Source organism: Actinoalloteichus hymeniacidonis (assembly GCF_014203365.1).
GTDB lineage: Bacteria > Actinomycetota > Actinomycetes > Mycobacteriales > Pseudonocardiaceae > Actinoalloteichus_A > Actinoalloteichus_A hymeniacidonis.
This window is the reverse complement of the sequence record NZ_JACHIS010000001.1, coordinates 2,156,651-2,174,578: the sequence shown is the minus strand read 5'-3', so window position 1 is coordinate 2,174,578 and position 17,928 is coordinate 2,156,651. Positions and strand designations below refer to the sequence as shown.

Sequence of the window (17,928 nt, the reverse complement as noted above, 5' to 3'; positions counted from 1 at the left end):
TGCGCCGCCACCGCAATGAGAAGCGGCTTCGGCGAGCCCGCCGTGCAGCACGGTGGAAACTCGCGCGTTGCGGTACCGGCCGAACGACCGACACCGCGAAACGGCTGGTCAATCGAAGGGGCTGCGGCGGCAGACCCCTCGCCTGCCGCCCCGGGCCACCCCGTGCGGAGGACTATACACTCGATGTATACACCGGGTCGACAGTGGGTCCGCTCGGTACCGAGCAGGAGGTGGGGCCTGCGCGCGATGAATATCCCGAGATCACGACGATCTACGGACCAATCGGGCAAACCGACGTCGCGGCGAGAAGTCCCGTCGCGTCGCTGTCGCCATTCACCGCCCGCCGACCGGAATCCGCGGTTATCGCAAATCGTGAAGCACCTCGCGCGAGCCGCGCGATCGCGTGGCACGTGGGACCGAGGTGTCGAAAAGGTGATCAGGACGATTCCGGGAGCGGCGCGCATTCCGATCTGAACAGGCACCCGGACCGACCGGAAGGTGTCGGATCCGGTCGACATCGAGACACCGCAGAAAACCGCACCATCAGGTACAACGAAAAAGGCGGAATCGGCGCGCAATCGCCCCAACGACACCGGAAAACCGGTACCGACCCGGCGAATTCGTACGTCACCACATCGCCCCGGCCACTCGCCGACGATGATCGGCGGCACCTCGCGGACGCAGGCTCGGCCGTCCTTCTCGTGGACCGGGTCCCGCAGGCCGCCCTGGAGAGCACCGTGATCCACCGATTCCGAAAATCGGCTGCGGGCAAGATCGTCGCCTGGATACAGTGCCGCCGGATCGAAGGGGCACACCATGACCAAGCTGAACCAGATCATCGCGGTCGAGAAGGGCGTCAAGAGCGGCGCACTCCGTGATCTCGCCTCGGCACAGCAGGCGCTGCAGAAGCCCGCGCTGTTAGCGGGTATCTCGCGGACCTACCAGCCGAAGGACGAGGAAGGCGAGCAGCTGCCTGCCGAGTCCACCCGTGTGCAGGTCAAGACCGAGGACGTCCTGCGCAAGACCGCCAGCGTGCTGACCCGCCTCTTCGACGTGACCGCCACCAAGGACTGGGCCAACTGCATCGCCAAGGCCGATGTCGTGGTCGACGGTCGCGCCCTGCTCAGCGACGTTCCGGTGTCCTATCTGCTCTTCCTGGAGAAGCAGCTGACCGAGCTGCACGCCGTCGTCAAGAAGCTGCCGTTGTTGGACGCCGCCGAGGACTGGAACTTCGAAGAGGCCTCCGATCACTGGCGCACCGAGCAGGTACGGACCATCCGCACGAAGAAGGTGCCGCGTAACCACGTCAAGGCCGAGGCGACCGAGAAGCACCCGGCGCAGGTCGAGGTGTACTACGAGGACATCGCCGTCGGTTACTGGTCCACGGTGAAGTTCTCCGGGGCGCTGCCCGCTCGTCGGGTCAACGAACTGTTGGAACGGCTGGAGAAGCTGCAGAATGCGGTCAAGTTCGCCCGCGAGGAGGCCAACAACCTGGAGATCACCGACCAGCGCATCGGTGACACCGTGTTCGGCTACCTGTTCAGCAGGTAGTCGTCGTCGAACTCCCCCGCAGGAGCGCGGGGGCGCACTCCCCTAGCGGAGTGTGAAGCTGAAACTCAGGAGTCAGCCTGAACCCACTCGACCTCTGCCAGCGGTCGAGATCAATCTCAGACTCTCGCTCCAGTTTCAGTATTTCCGTCGATCACCGGTTCTTCGAGGTTGGACAAGACTCGTCGAGGTGCGGGTTCAAATCCTGCTGGCCGCTCCCATGCGGCCGTAGCTCAACGGTAGAGCGCGGCGACCTAAGGACTGATCCAGCGAACTCAGCTGAACCGGTGTGCGCAATTGGGCGGGCCCACGGGGCCCTGGCCGGGACATGGCCAGGGCCCCACCTCCGACCTCGTCTCGGCGTTGGTCCGGTAGTGCACGCAGCGCCGCCGCTACCGGTGTTTCCCGAGCTCACGATCTCCGCTCCTCGGCGCCGACAGTAGGCCCCTTCGTCGCAGCGGCAACGGATCGGCTCAACCGACCCCGTTGAGTCCGACCCTCAAGCCACAATGACCGACCGTGGCCCCAAGGCCCTCCACGTGTCACCACAGGGCCGCCGCGCGATAACACCGCTCCTGCGCCGGGAAGGACGAACCGATGGACACCGAGCCGACCGCCTACGAGTCGACCTGGTTCGACATGCTCGCCGCGTTGCGCGACTGCACCGAGGTCGAGTTGTCCATCGAACAGGAGCCGGACTCCGATCAAGACGTGGAGCGGATCTACCGGGACCTTGCCGACAGAGACGGCATCGTCTTCGAACCCGCGTTGATCGACAGACAGCTGCGGTTCTCCAGGCTCACCGCCGAGTGGCAGGTGCCCAACCCCGAGGTCGCCTTCGATCCGCTGCTCACCGGCGAGTTCAGCTTGAGCACCCTCGACCAGGCGATCGACGCGGGCGGTCTGCTCGCTGTACTCGACGTTCCTCGCGGCGAACATCGCCGGTACTCCCAGTTCCGCTGCTTCGACGACACTCCTTGGAGCGGCGTCGGATACATGGCGATGGTGCGTATCGAACCGGGCGTCACCGATCCCGAGGTCTGGTTCAAGGCCTCGACCATGGGTTGCTACCGACTGGACATCGGCTACGCCGAGTACCTCGACACGCTGCGCATCACCAAGGGCGCCACCGGTTGGCAACTGTTGTTCACCGACATCTCGATGTCCGAGGGCGGCGCATTCGCCGGCACCGGACGGCGGATGGAGGACATGCTGGAGGTCCTGCCCACGTTGTTCCCCGATCACGACTACCAGCCGCTTCGCGAGCGGCTGGCCGAGCGGCGCCGGGACTATCGACTCCGGTGCCCGGTCTGATTGCGCCGACCCGCACAACGGGCGGCTCACCCGTCGATGGCCAGCAGCACGCCCAGGGTCAGCATCGTCGCCGCGATGAGGCCGTCGAGAATGCGCCAGGCGGCCGGGCGCGCGAAGAACCCTCGGAGTAGGCCCGCGCCGAAGCCCAGCACGGCGAACCACAGCACGCTGCCCGCCACGGCGCCCGCACCGAACCACCAGCGTTGCGCGTCCCAGCTGTGGGCGATGGTGCCCAACAGCAACACCGCGTCCAGGTAGGTGTGGGGATTCAGCCAGGTCACGGCCAGACAGGTCAGCACCGCGGCCTGCCACGAGCCTGCGGCGCCGCCCCCGGGGTGCAGCGCGGTCGGACGCAGCGCGCGTCGGGCGGCGAGCAGTCCATAGCCGATCAAGAAGGCCGCGCCGAGCAGCCGGATCACCAGAGCGAGCTGGGGTAGCTCCCGCAGCACCGTGGTGACGCCCGCGACGCCGAGAGTGATCAGCACGAGGTCCGAGAGGATGCAGATCACCACCACCGGCACGATGTGTTCCCGCCGGATGCCCTGTCGCAGAACGAAGGCGTTCTGCGCTCCGATGGCGACGATGAGTGACAGGCCGGTACCGAGACCAGCGGCGATAGGGGGCAGCACGGGCATGGCCACGACGCTAAGTCGCCGCCACTTCGTGCGTCCAGCTAAAGATTCTTCAGTATCATAAGCAACTGTGATGCCTGATCTGCCGGCCGAGCTGGTGCGGACCCTGGTCACGGCGGTGGACGAGGGAACCTTCGATGCGGCGGCGAAGGTGCTGCACCTGACCCCCTCCGCGGTGAGTCAGCGGATCAAGCTGCTCGAACAGAAGACGGGTCGGGTACTGCTGATCCGCTCGAAACCCGTCCGGCTGACCGAGTCCGGCGTGGTGATCGCTCGGTATGCGCGTCAACTCGCCCTGCTCGCCGACGATGCGCTCACCGGGCTGGGAGCGGCGGGGACCGGCGCGCCCACCACGGTCTCGATCGCCGTCAACGCCGATTCGCTGGCCACCTGGTTCCTGGCCGCGCTCGACCCGGAGCCCGAGGGCCTGCCGATCCGCTACGAGGTGCGCAGGGAGGATCAGGATCACACGGCCGAGCTGCTGCGGGAGGGCTTGGTGATGGCGGCGGTGACCTCCTCGGCCCAACCGGTGCAGGGCTGCACGGTCCGGCCGCTGGGGCACATGCGGTACCAGGCGATGGCCAGCCGTGCGTTCGTCGCGCGCTGGCTTGCCGACTCTCCGCTGCGGCAGGCACTGCCCGCCGCCCCGGTGATGGTGTTCGATGCCAAGGACGATCTGCAGGACGCCTTCCTTCGCAAGCTCACCGGCAGACGCTCGCGGGGCGGCGGGATGCGCCATGTGATTCCGGAGTCGGCGGTGTACTGCCAGGCGGTACTCAGCGGGATGGGCTGGGGAATGCTGCCGACGATGCAGGTCGCGGCGCTGCCGGACCCGACGGAACTCGTCGCGTTGGCTCCGGATCGACCGGTCGACGTCGCCTTGTACTGGCAACACTGGCGACTCGACTCGCCACCGTTGGCGGCGGTCACCGAAGCCGTGCTGGCGGCGGGTTCCCGCGCGCTGTTGGCCCCGTCCTGAGCCGAGGAGGCGCCCGTTATTCCGAGGTCTCCAGCCAGGTCCCGAACTCACCCGCCAAGACGAGCCTGCCGAGTTTCCGATACTCCTGACGAATCGCGTTGATCAACTGCGCCATGCTCAGCGGGGCGTCCGCCTCGGCGGCCAGGTACGCGGCGGTCAGCGCGCAGGCGCGGATCGAGCCGCCTGCGAGTTCGAAGGACTCCGCGCAGAAGCGCAGGTCGAGATCGTCGGCCCTGGGTAGCTCGGTGCCGAGACAGCGATCCCACAGGGCGAGCCGCTGCGGTGCATCCGGCATGGGGAAGTCGGCGACCACATCCAGTCGGCGGATGAAGGCCTCATCAAGGTTGGCCCGCAGGTTCGTCGTCAACACGGCGATGCCGTCGAAGGACTCCATGCGCTGCAGGAGATACGCGGACTCCATGTTCGCGTGCTTGTCGTGCGAATCGCGGACCTCGGAGCGGCGGCCGAAGATCGCATCGGCCTCGTCGAAGAGCAGCACGCCGTTGACTCCGGCCGCCTCGGTAAAGATGCGGTCGAGATTCTTCTCGGTCTCCCCCACGTATTTGTCGACCACCGTCGACAGATCCACGATGTAGAGCTCCAGGCCGAGCTCGGCGGCCAGTACCTCCGCCGACATCGTCTTGCCGGTTCCCGATTCGCCCGCGAACAACGCGAGCACCCCTCGGCCGCGCCCGCCGCCGGGCCGCATCCGCCACCGGCCGAGCACGGTGTCCCGGTGCACGGCCCGCAGTAGTAACTCGGAGAGCTGTCGACGAGTCGAGGCGGGCAACACCAGGTCGTCCCAGCCGACGGCGGGCGTGATCCGGCGGGCCAACCGATCCAAGCCGGCAGCGTTGTAGGCGCGTACCCCGGCCCGAAGGTGCGCGCCGTTCAGCGGCGCACCATCGACGAGCGCCAAGCCTGCGGCGGCACCGACTGCGCGCCGCACCTGTTCGGGGCTCAGCCGATAGGCCGCCAGGTTCGCCTCGGGCACCGTGGCGGCGGCGCCCTCGCCGGTCACCTCCGCCACGGCCGCACTCCAGGCGGCCTCGCGGGTGGCGCCGCTGATCGGAGGCACCGGAACCACGATCGGCAGTTCTGCCGTCCACTCCGGATCCCATTCCCGTCGCCCGTGGAACAGCACCGGCGTGTGCTCGGCGAGATCGGCCAGGTCCCGCAGCAAGCGCGTGTGCTGTCCGGGACGCGCGAAGTCAACGCGGTCGAGCGGACCGAGTATCACCCCGGCGGCCCGCAACCGGGCCTCCCTGGCGATCAGCGGCACGACCTCGGCCGATTCGGGCATGGTGTTCCACCCGACCGGGTCGACGATCAGGGCGGCCCGGTGCGCGGCCGCCAACGCCGCAACCGCCTGCCTTCCTGCGTCGCCGTCGGGATCCCGCAGGTAGATGAGTCGGGGGCCCGCAGCCAAGGCGACGCCGAGCCTGCGGGCCAAGGAGAGTGGGTCGGGATCCTCGTCGTCGCCCGCCGCCTGCCGCAGAACGCCTGCCAGGGCCGGGTCCATTCGATCGTGCCCGAGCAGGTGGCCGATCACCCGATCCGGCACACGAAGGGATCGGGTGAGCATCGGTCGATCGCCGTCCTGGACGACGAGCAGCCCGCCCGCGAGCAGCGGGGCACCCTCGGTGAGCCGGAATCGACCGTGCCCGGCCTGCGGCAGCCCGACGAGCGACAGCGCGAGCCCGACGGTCGCCCTGGTGCGGGTCACGTCGTCGTTGAGATAGGCGTAGAGCCGTTCGAACCGGCTGTCCACCTCGGGTGCCAGGGCGATCAGCAGGAACTCCACATCCAGCCGGTCCAGGCCGAACCGTCGGGCGAGACTCGCCAATCTCGACCCATCGTCGGGGAGGAAGCCCGCAGGCTCCTCGCCGACCGAGTCCGATCGCCGCAGCCCCGTGGAGGCATCCGGCCGGTCGGCCAGGATTCGCGCCACCTCGTCGTCGGACAGATACAGCCCCCGGTACGGATCCTGTTCGACCTGTTCGGCACCGCCACGTGCCTCGATCAGCCTGTGGACCCGGTGCTCGACGAGCGCGAGTCCGCCCAGGAGTTCCCGCAGCTCGGCCGCCCTCGAATCCGCCGTGGCATGCCGTCGACCATCGAGTCCCGCGCCCTCGGCTACCGAGGTCATCGGATCCGCCCACCACGTCGGCGAGGACCGCGCCCGGTCGGCCTCGGGCGGGTGGCCCCCAGCCCCTCGGTCGGATCGGGCGGGGTGATCACCTCCGGGTCGGGCTGGTTCTGATAGCGCAAGCGGCGGATGCGCGCCGATTCAGCGTCGGAACGCGAATCCCGGGTTCGCATCACCAATCCGTCGGTGACCGGCGGTGCCGTGCCGATCTGCCTGCCCGCCAGCGGCGCCAGCACCCGCAGGTCCACCGCAGCCTTCAACTCGCCGCCCAAGGCCGACCACAGATCGGCCGCCGATCGGTTCTCCCCGACCGGGCCCGCAGCGTCGATGGGCACGCCCAGCCCCAACCCGGCCAGGGTCCCCTCGAGGTGCGCCGCAGGCAGCTCGTCGTGCTCGATCAGACATGACAGCACCGCCGACAACAGTCGGTGCTCGTCCTGTGGCCGCGTCGTCCACGCGCTGACCAGGTAGGACAACTGGAACCAGCGCGGTGGTTCCCGCCGCACGATCGTCACTCCATCGGCGGCGAACTCCTCGGTGGGATTGGTCCGCCTGCGTTCGGCGTCCTCCCTGATGTCGTAGAGGAAGACATTGATCGTCGGAGCGGTCCGCCGAGCGGCCCACGCCCTGGTGGGCGCGTCGAAGACCAACTCGATCTCCCCGCCGGGGAAGCTCTCGGCGGACAGCATCCGACGTAAACCCTCGTCCACCTCGTGGATCACCGTCGTCCTCTCGATGACTGTGCGACGGGACGCCACCGAGGAGCCCGTCGTCTTCGGTCCTGGTGGCCGCTCATCGGCGGCTGCCCAGGTCGGGTGGCGACATGGTGCTGGCCACCACCAGGAAATCCGTGTCGACCGAGGCGAACCCCGCGCCCGACGCCGTGATCAGCCGAGGTCCGAGTCCGTCCTTGGGTACCACGAGAAGCTGTGCCGCGAACGTTCCGTCGGCGCGCGGCCGAGTGGGCGCGGCGGGCGCGGTCAAGCCGGGATCCCAGGTCAGCTCCACCGGATCGCCCGGCGGGAAATCGATGCCCCGAACCGAGGTCACGAAGCCGGGATCGCCGACGTCGGGAACGGCCACGATGCGTGGTTGCAGCACCCGAAGCAGCGCATCGTCCCGATTGTCATCGGGGTCGTCGTCGCTGCCGGTGGTGGTCAACAGGGCCGCGACCGGGGTGCGGATCGCCTCGGTGGGAGCCAAGACGAATCGGACGGTGCTCGTGCCGCCCGAGACCAGGTCACCGAGGATGCAGAGGTTGCGCGAACAGCCCACGGAGGACCGGCGCAACGGCACGGAGGCAGGCAGGCCGGGGCGCAACTGCAAGCCGGTGGCGCGGATGGGGCCGTCGTTGGTCACGGTGTAGCGCACGGTCACCGTGCCGCCCACATAGGACGGATCCGGCTCGATGGCGACCGTCACCGCCGGACCGGCCAGCACCGGACCCAATGGCGGAAAGGCGCTCGGCGGCCGTGGTGGCGCCGGCACGTCGGGCGGCTCCGGTGGGTTCGGGGGCTCCGGTGGTCCCGGTGGATCGGGCGGCGGTTCGGTGGCCGGTGGCTCGACCGCGATCGGTACGCCCGCCTCGTTGTCGCCCTGGTTCGATTCGAGCACGCTGCTGCCGACGGTCCAGTCGATCCGTCCCGGCCCCGGGTCGGTTCCGACGGCCTCGACGACCACCTCCACCGACTCCCCCGGCTCGAGCAACCCCAGATCACAACGCAGACCGTCCAAGACGCACTCACCCTGCGGTGTGGTCAATCCGGTCGGCCGCAACACCGGCGGGAAGGTCAGGATCAACTCCGTCGTCGGCGCCGGGGCGGGCCCCTCGTTGTGCACCGGGATCACGATCTCGACCGCCTCGCCCACCTCGATCGGGGCCGGGTCGGTGGGTGCTGTCGTCGAGAGATTCGTGCTCCGTTGCCAACTGGGTTCCTTCTGTCTGCCGGGCAGCTCCCCGGTCAGCACGGTGGATTCCCCGGTGGCGAGGTCGAGGATCTCGAGTGCTTCGGGAGTCTGGGGGTCGCCGTCGCGCCTGCTGGTGAACACCACGGAACCGCCGTCGGGCGAGAACGCGGCATCCCGGGGCTGGAACGGGCCGTCGGTGGGCCCGGTGATGAGCTCCGACTGGCAGCCGTAGCCGGTCGACGGGAGCACGACGGTGCAGTCACCGCCTGCCACATCCACCGTGAGCAGCGCATCGTGCTCCCGGTTGAAGAGCACCCGCCGACCGTCCGGGGAGAACGCGGCACTGTCGTCGGCGACATCGCAGTCGAAACCACAGGCAGCGGCGGAGAGATCGACCTGCACCGTCGGATCGGGCACCGAGACGGTCCAGATGTGGTTGTCACGCTGTTCGTCGTCGAAGCCGCCGGTCACCAGGCCACGGGTGAAGGCGATCGCACTGCCGTCCGGCGACCAGGCAGGTTGGGTGTCCTCCTGATCGGCGAACTCCGGCGGCGGAGCGACGGCGAACCGCACCGCGCCGGTGTCGACGGCGACCACCACGATGCGTGCGAGGCCCGCCTCGGGTCGAATGCCGCCGGGCCTTCGCCGGACGAAGGCGATGAACTCCCCGTCCGGCGAGAAGGTCGCGTCGGTCTCCCAATCTGCCGATTCGCGGTCGGCCACCGGTAACGGACGCGGGTTCGATCCGTCCGCATCCACCAGCCAGAGCCGTTGGACACGTCCGGAGTCGGTGTCCTCGAACCTGGTCACCACCAGGGTGCTGCCGTCGGGCGAATACGCCTGCCGATGCGTCCAGGGATCGAATCCGGGGTTCGGATACCACATCCGCCGGGAATCGGTGCCGATCGCCGGGTCCTCGCGCAGCACGACGAGTCCCAGGTCGCGCGGGTCCGCGCCGTCGGGCCGGACGTCCTGCAGCGTCACGGTGTACGGATCGGCCGAGGTGGTCCGCTCGATGATCGGGTGCGGTCCCTGCGGCAGGTCGAGCCAGGTCGGGACATCGATGTCCCGTTCCTCGTCGGACACCAGATCCGGCACGCCGCAGTACGGCAGACAACCGTCGGTGGGAACCTCGTAGACGCGGTCCTCACCGGTACCGGGTTCCGCCGGGGTGCCGCCCGGTGGGTGTTCCCCCGCCCCGCCTGCACCATCGCCGGAGCCGTACATCGGCGGTCCGCCCGCTCGCGCGGCGGCCGAAGCCGTCTGTCGGCTGACGAACAGCAGTGTGTTGCCCTCGATCCCCCAGGCGGGCGAGCGGCTGTTCCAGGACTCCTGGTCGCCGCCCAACAGCGGCAGTACCAGGTTCTCCGCCAGGTCGAACAGCCGAATCCGCATCCCCTCGACCGCAGCGGGGTCGCCGTTGCCCGACGGATCGAGCGTATAGGCGATCATCTCGTCGGTGGGATGCCATTGAGGGTCCAGGGCGGCACCCTCGGGTTCATCGCTGACCCGTTGCACCGCGCCGCCGGACACGGGACGCTGATAGATCTCCCGACCACGCCCATCCCCGAGATCCGCGCTGAAGGCGATCATGGTTCCGTCCGGGGAGAAGGTCGGCGTCTTCTCGTCCGCGGTCGTGTCGGTCAGCGGTCGCATGTCTTCGCCGTCGACCCCGACCGACCACAGTTGAGTGTGCACACCCGTTCCGCCCGGATGTGGTTCGGTGGACTCGAAGACGACGCGGGTGCGATCGGGCGACAACTCGGGCGCGGCGGCATCGCGTCCCTCGGTCAATCTGCGCACCGAACCATCCGGGTTGCGCAGGTACACCTGCGGGCGCGCCTCATCGCGAAGACTGGTGAACACCAACAGATCGCCGCGAGCCGACGGGTCCTGATCGAAATGTGTCGGGCCCTCGCCGAACAACGGTATCGAGACCGTCCCGCCATACTGCTCTTGGACTATTCCCAGACTCCGGTGTTCGGTGCCCGCATAAGCGATCCGGCCGATGTCAGGCGGGGCCTCGGGTGGTGGTTGCGCCACTGCGGATTCGGTGGGAGCGACGATCAGACCGACTAGTAGTAATCCGACTGCGGTAATTGCAGGAACACGGGGCAGGGAACGTGTATCGGATCTCCGGATCACCGTCGCCGCCTTCTCTCCTCTCGGCGTCGCTTGCCCGCCGGTCACGGTTCGGTGTGAACGATCCGGCTGTACGGAGACACTGCACGTACTTCCCGCGCAATCCTGGCGATGCCCTGGCACGAACGCCCGATCCACACCGGCTACCGTCGATACTCGGCTCCGGCGGCCCGCACCGACCAGACCTGGCAGGCAAGGCGTCGGGAATCCGAACCGGGACTTTCGGGCAGCAGTACCGTCAGATCAGGCCGTGCCGCATCACGTAGGCGACGGCGTGCGCCCGATTGCGCAGCTGCAACCTGGTGGTGACCTCGTACAGCACGTTCTTCACGGTGCGTTCGGAGTAACAGAGCTTGGTGGCGATCTCACCGGTGTCGAAACCCTCGGAGATGAGTTGCAGGACGTCGATCTCGCGCGAGGTCAGAGCGGACATGGTCAGGCCACGCGGATCGAGCACCTTGCGCTGCAACTGCCCCATCTGTTCCAGCAGTCTGCCGAGCAGGTCGCCGGGTAGCACGCCCTCGCCACGGGACGCAGCCATGATCATCTCGACGAGACGGTCCTGGCCTGCGTCGACCCGCCGGATCACTGCGGCGACACCGCATTCGATGGCCACCGACAGGGCGTTCTGTTCGACCTGACCGACCACCAGGCCGGTCCGGGTGTCACCGGACTGTCGGAGTCGACGCAGTAACCGGATGGCGTTGTCGTCCAGCCGATCCACCACCACCAACGACACCACCGCCCGATTCTCCTCGTCGGGAAGTCGCAGCACCTCCACCTCGGGACGCGGTCGCAACTGGCAGGTCACCCCGGTCTGTGAGATCGGGTCCTCCGCGTACACGGCCACCGGCACTCGTTCGATACTCATCAGTCTTCCTCCTCGTGGAGTGGCGCCATGGCGTCGCCGCTGATCGCTGTGAGAGAGATGTGTTCGCCTGCAGCACCGACAGGCAGCGAGACACGGTCATTCGGGCAATGCGGCTGCCCGGACCCCAGTACCGAGTGCCCTGCCGATGCTCTCGCCCGCGCCCTAATGTCGGAGGTATGACAACCTCGGCGGAATTGGACCCGCTCATCGTGGTCGTCACTCCCGGTGAAGAGACCACCGCAAGTCTCACGGTGCGAAACGGCGGCGACATCGTCGAGGCGTACGAATTCGAGATAGTCGGGGCCAGCGCAGGTTGGGCCACGGTGGAGCCCGGCAGACTGTCGCTGTACCCGGGAACGTCGGAGACGGTGCAGGTGGTGCTGCGGCCGCCCAGGACATCCGAGGTTCCGGTCGGCGAGATCCCGATCGGTGTCCGGGTGATCCCGGCGGAGCGACCCGAGACCGCCACGGTGCCGGAGGGCACTCTGCTGGTCCGCCCGTTCCACGAAGTGACGGCCGAGGTGGTTCCGCAGGTGCGGCGCGCCCGGAAACGGGCTCACTACCGGATCGCCGTCCACAATGCGGGCAACACCGGGTTGTCGTTGCCGCACACCGGGCTGGACTTCGTCGACACCGACGAACAACTCCGGTTCAACACCACACACACCACGATGGCCATCGAGCCAGGGGCCACCGCCGAGATCGACCTGCAGGCTTCGGCACGCAGGCTGATGTGGTTCGGCAAACCGGTCACCCGCCCGTTCCAGGTCGTCGCGGCCACGACCGACACCACGCCTGCGACGGACCAGGATGCCGAGGCCACCTCGGTGATCGGGGAACCGGCCTCCGCTGCCGACGAGCCTGCGGACACGGCCCCGTCCAGCGCGACATCGGAAGCACAGTTCGTCCAGCTCGCGGTACTGCCGCAGTGGTTGCTGTGGCTGTTGGCCGCGCTGCTGGCCTTGCTGGCGCTGTGGTTCGGGCTGGTTCGACCCGCCGTCGAGTCGGCAGCGCGCGAGGCGGCCGAGGAACGCGCCGAGGAGATGGTCGAGACCGGCGACTTCCCGCCCGCGGGCCCACCGCCCACCGAGGGCGGTACCGAAGACGGGAGCGGCCCCGGTTCGGGTGGCGGCGCCGAGGGACAGGACGACGCTTCGGGCTCGACCGAACCCGGCTCCGGGGACGGACAGGGCGGTGGCCTCGGCGAGGGCGAGCAGTTGACGGTCACCATCGAGGTCGAGACCGACAGCGGCGAGTCTGCCACGGGCCGACACACGGTGGATGAGGATCAGCTCTTCCGGGTCACCGACATCCTGGTGTCGAACTTCCAGGGAGACGAGGGAATCGTCACGATCACCTTCGACGAGACGGTGATCGCCCGGATCGCCTTGGAGACCTTCCGCAACCAGGACTACCACTGGGTCACACCGATCGACGTCCCGGCGGAGAGCGACATCATCGTGGAGGTGGACTGTGCCCAACCCGGCACTCCGGCTTCCGGCGAACAGGCGGCGGGCTGTGTCGAGTTGCTCAACGTCAGCGGAATGATCGTGACGCTGGAGGATTGATTCCGGCCGCATCCATCGGCTCGCACCACCGATTCCCCGATGAGCCGTTCGCATCGTCTGCTCCCGTCCGAGAACCCGCGACTCGCCGCTAGTCGCAGGCGATCGATACCGTCGCCCACCCAATCGCCCCTACGCGCCGCACACCACGAAGATCAGCCTGCGGAACTGACTACTTCCGCTGGTTCTGCCGGGCGTTCGTTCGACCGTCGTACGGCGAGATCTCGAGTAGGACGTCGATCGGCCTGCGCTGCCGCCCCCACGGTGCGCAGGCCGAGGCCCGGTTCGTCTCGGGTTCTGTTACTCCGGCTGCGGTCCCCGACCGGGGAACAGCTCGTACAGCAGGTGGTCGACCTCGACATCGATCGGTCTGCCCTCGACGACGGCGCGTCTCGGGGCGACCTCGCACGCCGTGATGCGCAGCCGCCAACCATGCTCGGCGGCCAGGGCCCGCAACCCGACGCAGTCGCCGAGATCGTCGAACCCGAGGAAGGCGCGACCGCCTTGGGTGAGCCGGGCACGAAGCCCGGAAAGGAAGGCGCTCAGGCCCTGGCGTCCCGGGTCGAAATAGGACCGGCTCAGGGCGTTGGAGACCTCCGGGTCCTCCGCGTCCAGCAACGATGGTGCGTTCCAGAACACCAGGTCGAATCGGTCTCCATGGTCCAGCGGGTCGAAGACCGAACCGGACCGCACATCAAGTCGATCGTCCACGCCGTGCAGTTCGGCGTTCAACCTGGTGTTGGCGACCGCCTGCGGCGTGACGTCGGTGGCGACGGCCGTGGTGCACCCGTGCAGCAGCGCATGGACGACGGTGACGCCGCATCCGCTGCCGATCTCCAGGAAGGAACCACCGGCCGGGTAGGGCAACGCGGTAGTGCAGAGCTCGGTGGACGGTGAGCCAGTCGGGGAATAGACCCCGTCCTGCACCACCCAGGTCCGTCCGAGCAGGACGACCATCAGCTCCCCGGCGGCGTGCGAGGCGGCCAGCGCATGTCTACCGATCGCATGACCGATTCCCCGCTGAGCGGGATCCATCCGTTCTCCTCCGCGTCATCCAGGCACCCGGCCTGGCTTTCCGCGAGCCGGCACGACCGAATCTGGAAAATTTGCTTGCTCCCGCAACTACTGGTAAACCATCGCAGTGCTCCCGCTGCCGCATCCGGCCCAGTCCGGTGGCGGCGCTAGAATGGGTTCATGGAACTCGGCGCAGCTCCCATTGACCAGGAAGGAAGACCGGCAGAACTCTGCTGGTACTTCTGCCGGTGAGATTTCTCGACCGCCTGATGTGAACGACTTACCAACATCGTGTGCATGCCTCGGCGCCGTCGCCAACAGATCTAGCGGAAACGCCAGCGCCTCGACAGACTTCGATGACATCCCCGTTCGGGGATGTCCGCACCGGCAGGCCGAGACGAGCAGCCCATACGTGGCATCCGGATGGTGAGCGACAATGCCGAACGTGGGCGGTTCCATGCCAGTGCCCTCCCGATCCTTCGGTGACATCCTGATCTCTCGGCGACGGGCTGCGGGGCTCACGCAAGAAGAGCTGGCCGATCGATCGGGATTGAGTGTCCGTGCGATCAGCGACATGGAACGCGGCCGGGCGCTGGGCCCACAACGACGCACCGTACAGGCGTTGACCGCAGCGCTGGAGCTGGACCGGCAAGCCGCCCGGGATCTGGAGGCGGCGGCCAAGGCCGGGCGGCAACGCCCACAGTCCGCGCAGACCAGCAATTCCACGGCTCCCCCCGACGACACTCGGCGGGCGCCCGCCGAGGCGGCCACCGACGGCCGCTCCCGCTGTGACCTGCCGCCCGAGGTCGGCGATCTGACCGAACGCGACATCGAGCTGCGACGACTGCGGCGCCTCGCCGAGGCCACCGCCGCCGACGATCATCGCGGCGCCACCGTGGTCGTGCTGTTCGGCGCACCCGGCGTCGGCAAGACGACCCTCGCCGTGCGGGCGGGCCACGAACTCGCCGAACACTTCCCGGACGCCCGGTTCTTCGTGAACATGCGCGGGATGGACGTCGAGCGGCTGACGCCGGGTCAAGCACTGGGCAGGCTGCTGCTGGCACTCGGCGTCGAGGCGGCCCGGATCCCGGAGGACACCGACGATCGCGCCGGTCTCTACCGCTCCTTGTTGCAGGACCGCCGGGTGTTGCTGGTGCTGGACAACGTCGCCGACGAGGCGCAGATCCGGCCGCTGTTGCCCAACGGTCCGGGTTGTCTGGTGATCCTCACCAGCAGGCGGGTGCTCTCCGGGTTGGAATCGGTGCATCGCCAGCTGCTCGACGTGCTCTCTCCGACCGGGGCCGTCGCCCTGTTGGAGTCGATCATCGGTTCGGAACGCGCCATGCGGGAGCCGGTCGAGACCGCGCGAGTGGCCCAGTTATGCGGGTGCCTGCCGCTGGCACTGCGCATCGCGGGCAATCGGCTGGCGAGCAGGCCGCGGTGGGGCGTGAGTTATCTGGTCTCGGCCTTATCGGATCAACGACGTCGATTGACCGCGTTGACCGCGGGCGACCTCCAGGTTCGGGCGGCGTTGGAGGTGTCCTACCGCCAGTGTCATCCCTCGGAGCGCCGGGTGTTCCGCAGGCTCTCCCTGCTGACCGGGCAGGACTTCGATGTGCGGCAGGCCGCCGTGGTCGCCGAGGACGATCCCGACACGGTTTCCGAGGTGTTGGAGGAGCTGGTCGATGCGAGTTTGCTCGGCACCGCACCGACCGGGGATCGCTATGTGCTGCACGACCTGCTCCGACTCTTCGCGGGTGAGCAACTCGTCGAGGAGGAGACCACTGCCACGGTAGAGCGGTTGGCGGGCCTGGTCACCGGGTGGTTCCTGCACAGTGCCGTGCGCGCGGGAGGCTTCTTCGTCCCCGCGGACTTCGACGGCGGCCCCGCACCCGTCCCACCACAACCGGTGGCACTGATCCACGATCTGGATCAGGCCAGGGAATGGCTCGACGACGAACAGACGAACTGGCTTGCCGCGCTGCGCCAAGCGGCGACCACCGGTCGCAACGCGGAGATCCTGAAGCTCTGCCGGGCGTTGCACTGGTATTCCGATGTCCGCGCCGAGGCCTCGCTGTGGCAGGAGGTTTTCGACCGAGGGGTCACGGCGGCCCGCGCGCTGCGAAGCCGGTGGGACGAGGCGGTGCAGCTCAACTACCTCGGTTGGGCGGTGAATCGGACGCCCGGCAGGCAGGACGAGGCGTTCGAGGTCCACCAGTTGGCGCTGGCGGCTTCCCGGGATGTCAACGATCTGCGGGAGGAGGCCTGGTCGTTGCAGTACTGCGGGCGTACCCGGCTCGGCAGCGGGCAGCCGCACGATGCCGCGGAGTACTTCAAGGCCGCGTCGGATCTGTTCCGGCAGGTGGGTTATCCCCTCGGCGAGCAGATCACCGCATCGTTCGAGGGCTTGGCCCTACGCGAGATGGGCAGGCTGGACGAGTCCATCGTTCTGCTCCGGCAGGTGGTGGCCTACTTCCGGGCGGCCGACGACAGCTCGCTGGCGATCTCGCTGCTGCGGTTGGGCGACACCCTGGAACTCGCCGAGCAGTACGTCGAGGCGCACACCGCCTTCCAGGAGGCGCACGCGTTGTGTATCCGACTCGATGTCCCGCTCTGGGCGGCCGAAGCGGCCTTCGGCTGTGGTCGAACGGCGCAGGCGCTCGGCGAACCCGCTGTCGCGCAGGGGCATCTCGCCACGGCGGCGGCCGGTTATGCCGGGGAGTCCACCGAGGCGGTGAATCGGGCGCGGGTGTTGCATCGGCTCGCCTCGATCATCCAGCTCAGGGATCCCGCCGAGGCCGATCGGATCCGTTCTCAGGTCCGCGGCATCATCGATGGCCTGGACACCCACTCGGCGGCGGAGTTGACCGCGCGGCTGCACAGTGAACAGACCGACGAGCCGACGGCGAGCTGAGTCGTTCTCGCGCGTAGCAACGATGTGCGATGGCGGCGGCGCGCATCGGAGTGGTTCGGCCCGATGGCGAACGGCGCAGTCCGCTAGCACTGACGGTGGTAGTGGGATGGCGCATTCCCGCCCGTACATCGCGAGCGAGTATCGTCGCACAACCGACTGATCCCTCGGGTCCCCGGAGCCAGCTCGACGGCCGCGCGCCCGGTAGCGCCGCATGATCGGTTCTCCCCAGTTTCGCCTGGGGGTGTTCCGGGGTGTGTCGGGGCATTCCTCGACGTTCCTCGACGGACGATTCCTCACCGCTGTGGGGGTGCTCCGGTCTCGCCGAGTTCCTCGGCATCGACCATCGCGGACTTCCTCACCCCTGTGAGGGCAGACATCGCATTCGCCGAAGCGGACTCACCACCGCCGTGGCGGTGGGGTTCGCAGGTATGCCAGGACATTCGCGATTTTCCGCCGAGAGTGTGGCGGGTGGCAGGCGAGGTTGCGGCGCCGTGATCCTCGGCCGCCGACAGCTGCGGGAATTTCCCACTGTCGTGGGGAATGCGCGCCGGATCGCCGCCGAAATCTCGACGCAATGTCATCAAACTCCCGTTAGACCATTCCCCCGAACGAGTGCTGGCCCAGAAGGAGCACAATGAGTACCCTCCGTGACAGAACACCAACTGGAGGTTACCGTGAGCAAGGTATCGCCGAAATGGCGCACATCGACCCGCAGCGGTCAACACAACTGCGTCGAGGTGCAACATGGGTGCGACGCCATCGTCATACGTGACACCAAGAATCGCCGAGGCGGCACCTTAGTCCTTGGCACGGCGGCCTTTCACGCCTTCCTCACCACCGTCAAGAACGAGCAGATGCACTGAAATCGACCTCGGTCCTCTCGGTGCGCAAA

Annotated in this window: 12 protein-coding genes; 6 read left to right on the top strand and 6 right to left on the bottom strand. The window is 68.0% G+C overall.

What is annotated here, in order from left to right:
* Positions 1-816: 816 nt before the first annotated feature.
* Both BKA25_RS09645 and BKA25_RS09640 read left to right on the top strand, forming a co-directional pair.
* The gene (locus BKA25_RS09645) at positions 817-1,551 is read left to right on the top strand and encodes a DUF7873 family protein (protein ID WP_069850489.1); all 735 of its coding nucleotides are present in this window, start codon (positions 817-819) and stop codon (positions 1,549-1,551) included.
* Positions 1,552-2,145: 594 nt separating this feature from the next.
* A complete protein-coding gene (locus BKA25_RS09640) occupies positions 2,146-2,862 on the top strand; it encodes a hypothetical protein (protein WP_069850491.1) in 717 nt (238 codons plus the stop codon).
* A 26-nt stretch (positions 2,863-2,888) separates the two neighbouring features.
* On the opposite strand, the gene BKA25_RS09635 is transcribed toward BKA25_RS09640, so the two are convergent.
* Positions 2,889-3,497 (bottom strand): LysE/ArgO family amino acid transporter, encoded by a 609-nt coding sequence (locus BKA25_RS09635; protein ID WP_069850493.1) that lies wholly within the window; start codon positions 3,495-3,497, stop codon positions 2,889-2,891.
* 70 nt (positions 3,498-3,567) lie between these two features.
* Here BKA25_RS09635 and BKA25_RS09630 point away from each other — a divergent pair, with 70 nt between their 5' ends.
* Complete coding sequence (locus BKA25_RS09630; protein ID WP_069850495.1) at positions 3,568-4,473, top strand: LysR family transcriptional regulator ArgP; 906 nt, start codon at positions 3,568-3,570, stop codon at positions 4,471-4,473.
* 16 nt (positions 4,474-4,489) lie between these two features.
* Here the strand turns inward: BKA25_RS09630 and BKA25_RS09625 are convergent, their stop codons facing one another.
* The 4 genes from BKA25_RS09625 to BKA25_RS09610 all read right to left on the bottom strand — a co-directional run bounded on the left by BKA25_RS09625 (position 4,490) and on the right by BKA25_RS09610 (position 11,543).
* Positions 4,490-6,622 carry an ATP-binding protein gene (locus tag BKA25_RS09625; RefSeq protein ID WP_084643188.1) on the bottom strand — a complete coding sequence of 711 codons (2,133 nt, stop codon included), beginning with the start codon at positions 6,620-6,622 and terminating at the stop codon, positions 4,490-4,492.
* Positions 6,619-7,344 (bottom strand): Pvc16 family protein, encoded by a 726-nt coding sequence (locus tag BKA25_RS09620; protein WP_069850497.1) that lies wholly within the window; start codon positions 7,342-7,344, stop codon positions 6,619-6,621. The genes BKA25_RS09625 and BKA25_RS09620 overlap by 4 nt, the downstream gene beginning before the upstream one ends.
* 70 nt (positions 7,345-7,414) lie before the next feature.
* Positions 7,415-10,573 carry a hypothetical protein gene (locus BKA25_RS09615; protein ID WP_236750303.1) on the bottom strand — a complete coding sequence of 1,053 codons (3,159 nt, stop codon included), beginning with the start codon at positions 10,571-10,573 and terminating at the stop codon, positions 7,415-7,417.
* Positions 10,574-10,910: 337 nt separating this feature from the next.
* Positions 10,911-11,543: a helix-turn-helix transcriptional regulator gene (locus BKA25_RS09610; protein ID WP_069850499.1), complete on the bottom strand. Its 633-nt coding sequence runs from the start codon at positions 11,541-11,543 to the stop codon at positions 10,911-10,913.
* Between the two features lie 176 nt (positions 11,544-11,719).
* Between BKA25_RS09610 and BKA25_RS09605 the strand changes: the two genes are divergently transcribed.
* Positions 11,720-13,111 (top strand): COG1470 family protein, encoded by a 1,392-nt coding sequence (locus tag BKA25_RS09605; protein ID WP_069850501.1) that lies wholly within the window; start codon positions 11,720-11,722, stop codon positions 13,109-13,111.
* A 297-nt stretch (positions 13,112-13,408) separates the two neighbouring features.
* On the opposite strand, the gene BKA25_RS09600 is transcribed toward BKA25_RS09605, so the two are convergent.
* Positions 13,409-14,143, bottom strand: a complete 735-nt coding sequence (locus BKA25_RS09600; RefSeq protein WP_069850503.1) for a 50S ribosomal protein L11 methyltransferase — start codon at positions 14,141-14,143, stop codon at positions 13,409-13,411.
* 436 nt (positions 14,144-14,579) lie between these two features.
* Here BKA25_RS09600 and BKA25_RS09595 point away from each other — a divergent pair, with 436 nt between their 5' ends.
* Together BKA25_RS09595 and BKA25_RS09590 are read left to right on the top strand one after the other, a co-directional pair.
* Positions 14,580-17,036: an ATP-binding protein gene (locus BKA25_RS09595; protein ID WP_069853831.1), complete on the top strand. Its 2,457-nt coding sequence runs from the start codon at positions 14,580-14,582 to the stop codon at positions 17,034-17,036.
* 674 nt (positions 17,037-17,710) lie between these two features.
* The gene (locus BKA25_RS09590; RefSeq protein WP_084643718.1) at positions 17,711-17,899 is read left to right on the top strand and encodes a DUF397 domain-containing protein; all 189 of its coding nucleotides are present in this window, start codon (positions 17,711-17,713) and stop codon (positions 17,897-17,899) included.
* Positions 17,900-17,928 lie beyond the last annotated feature (29 nt).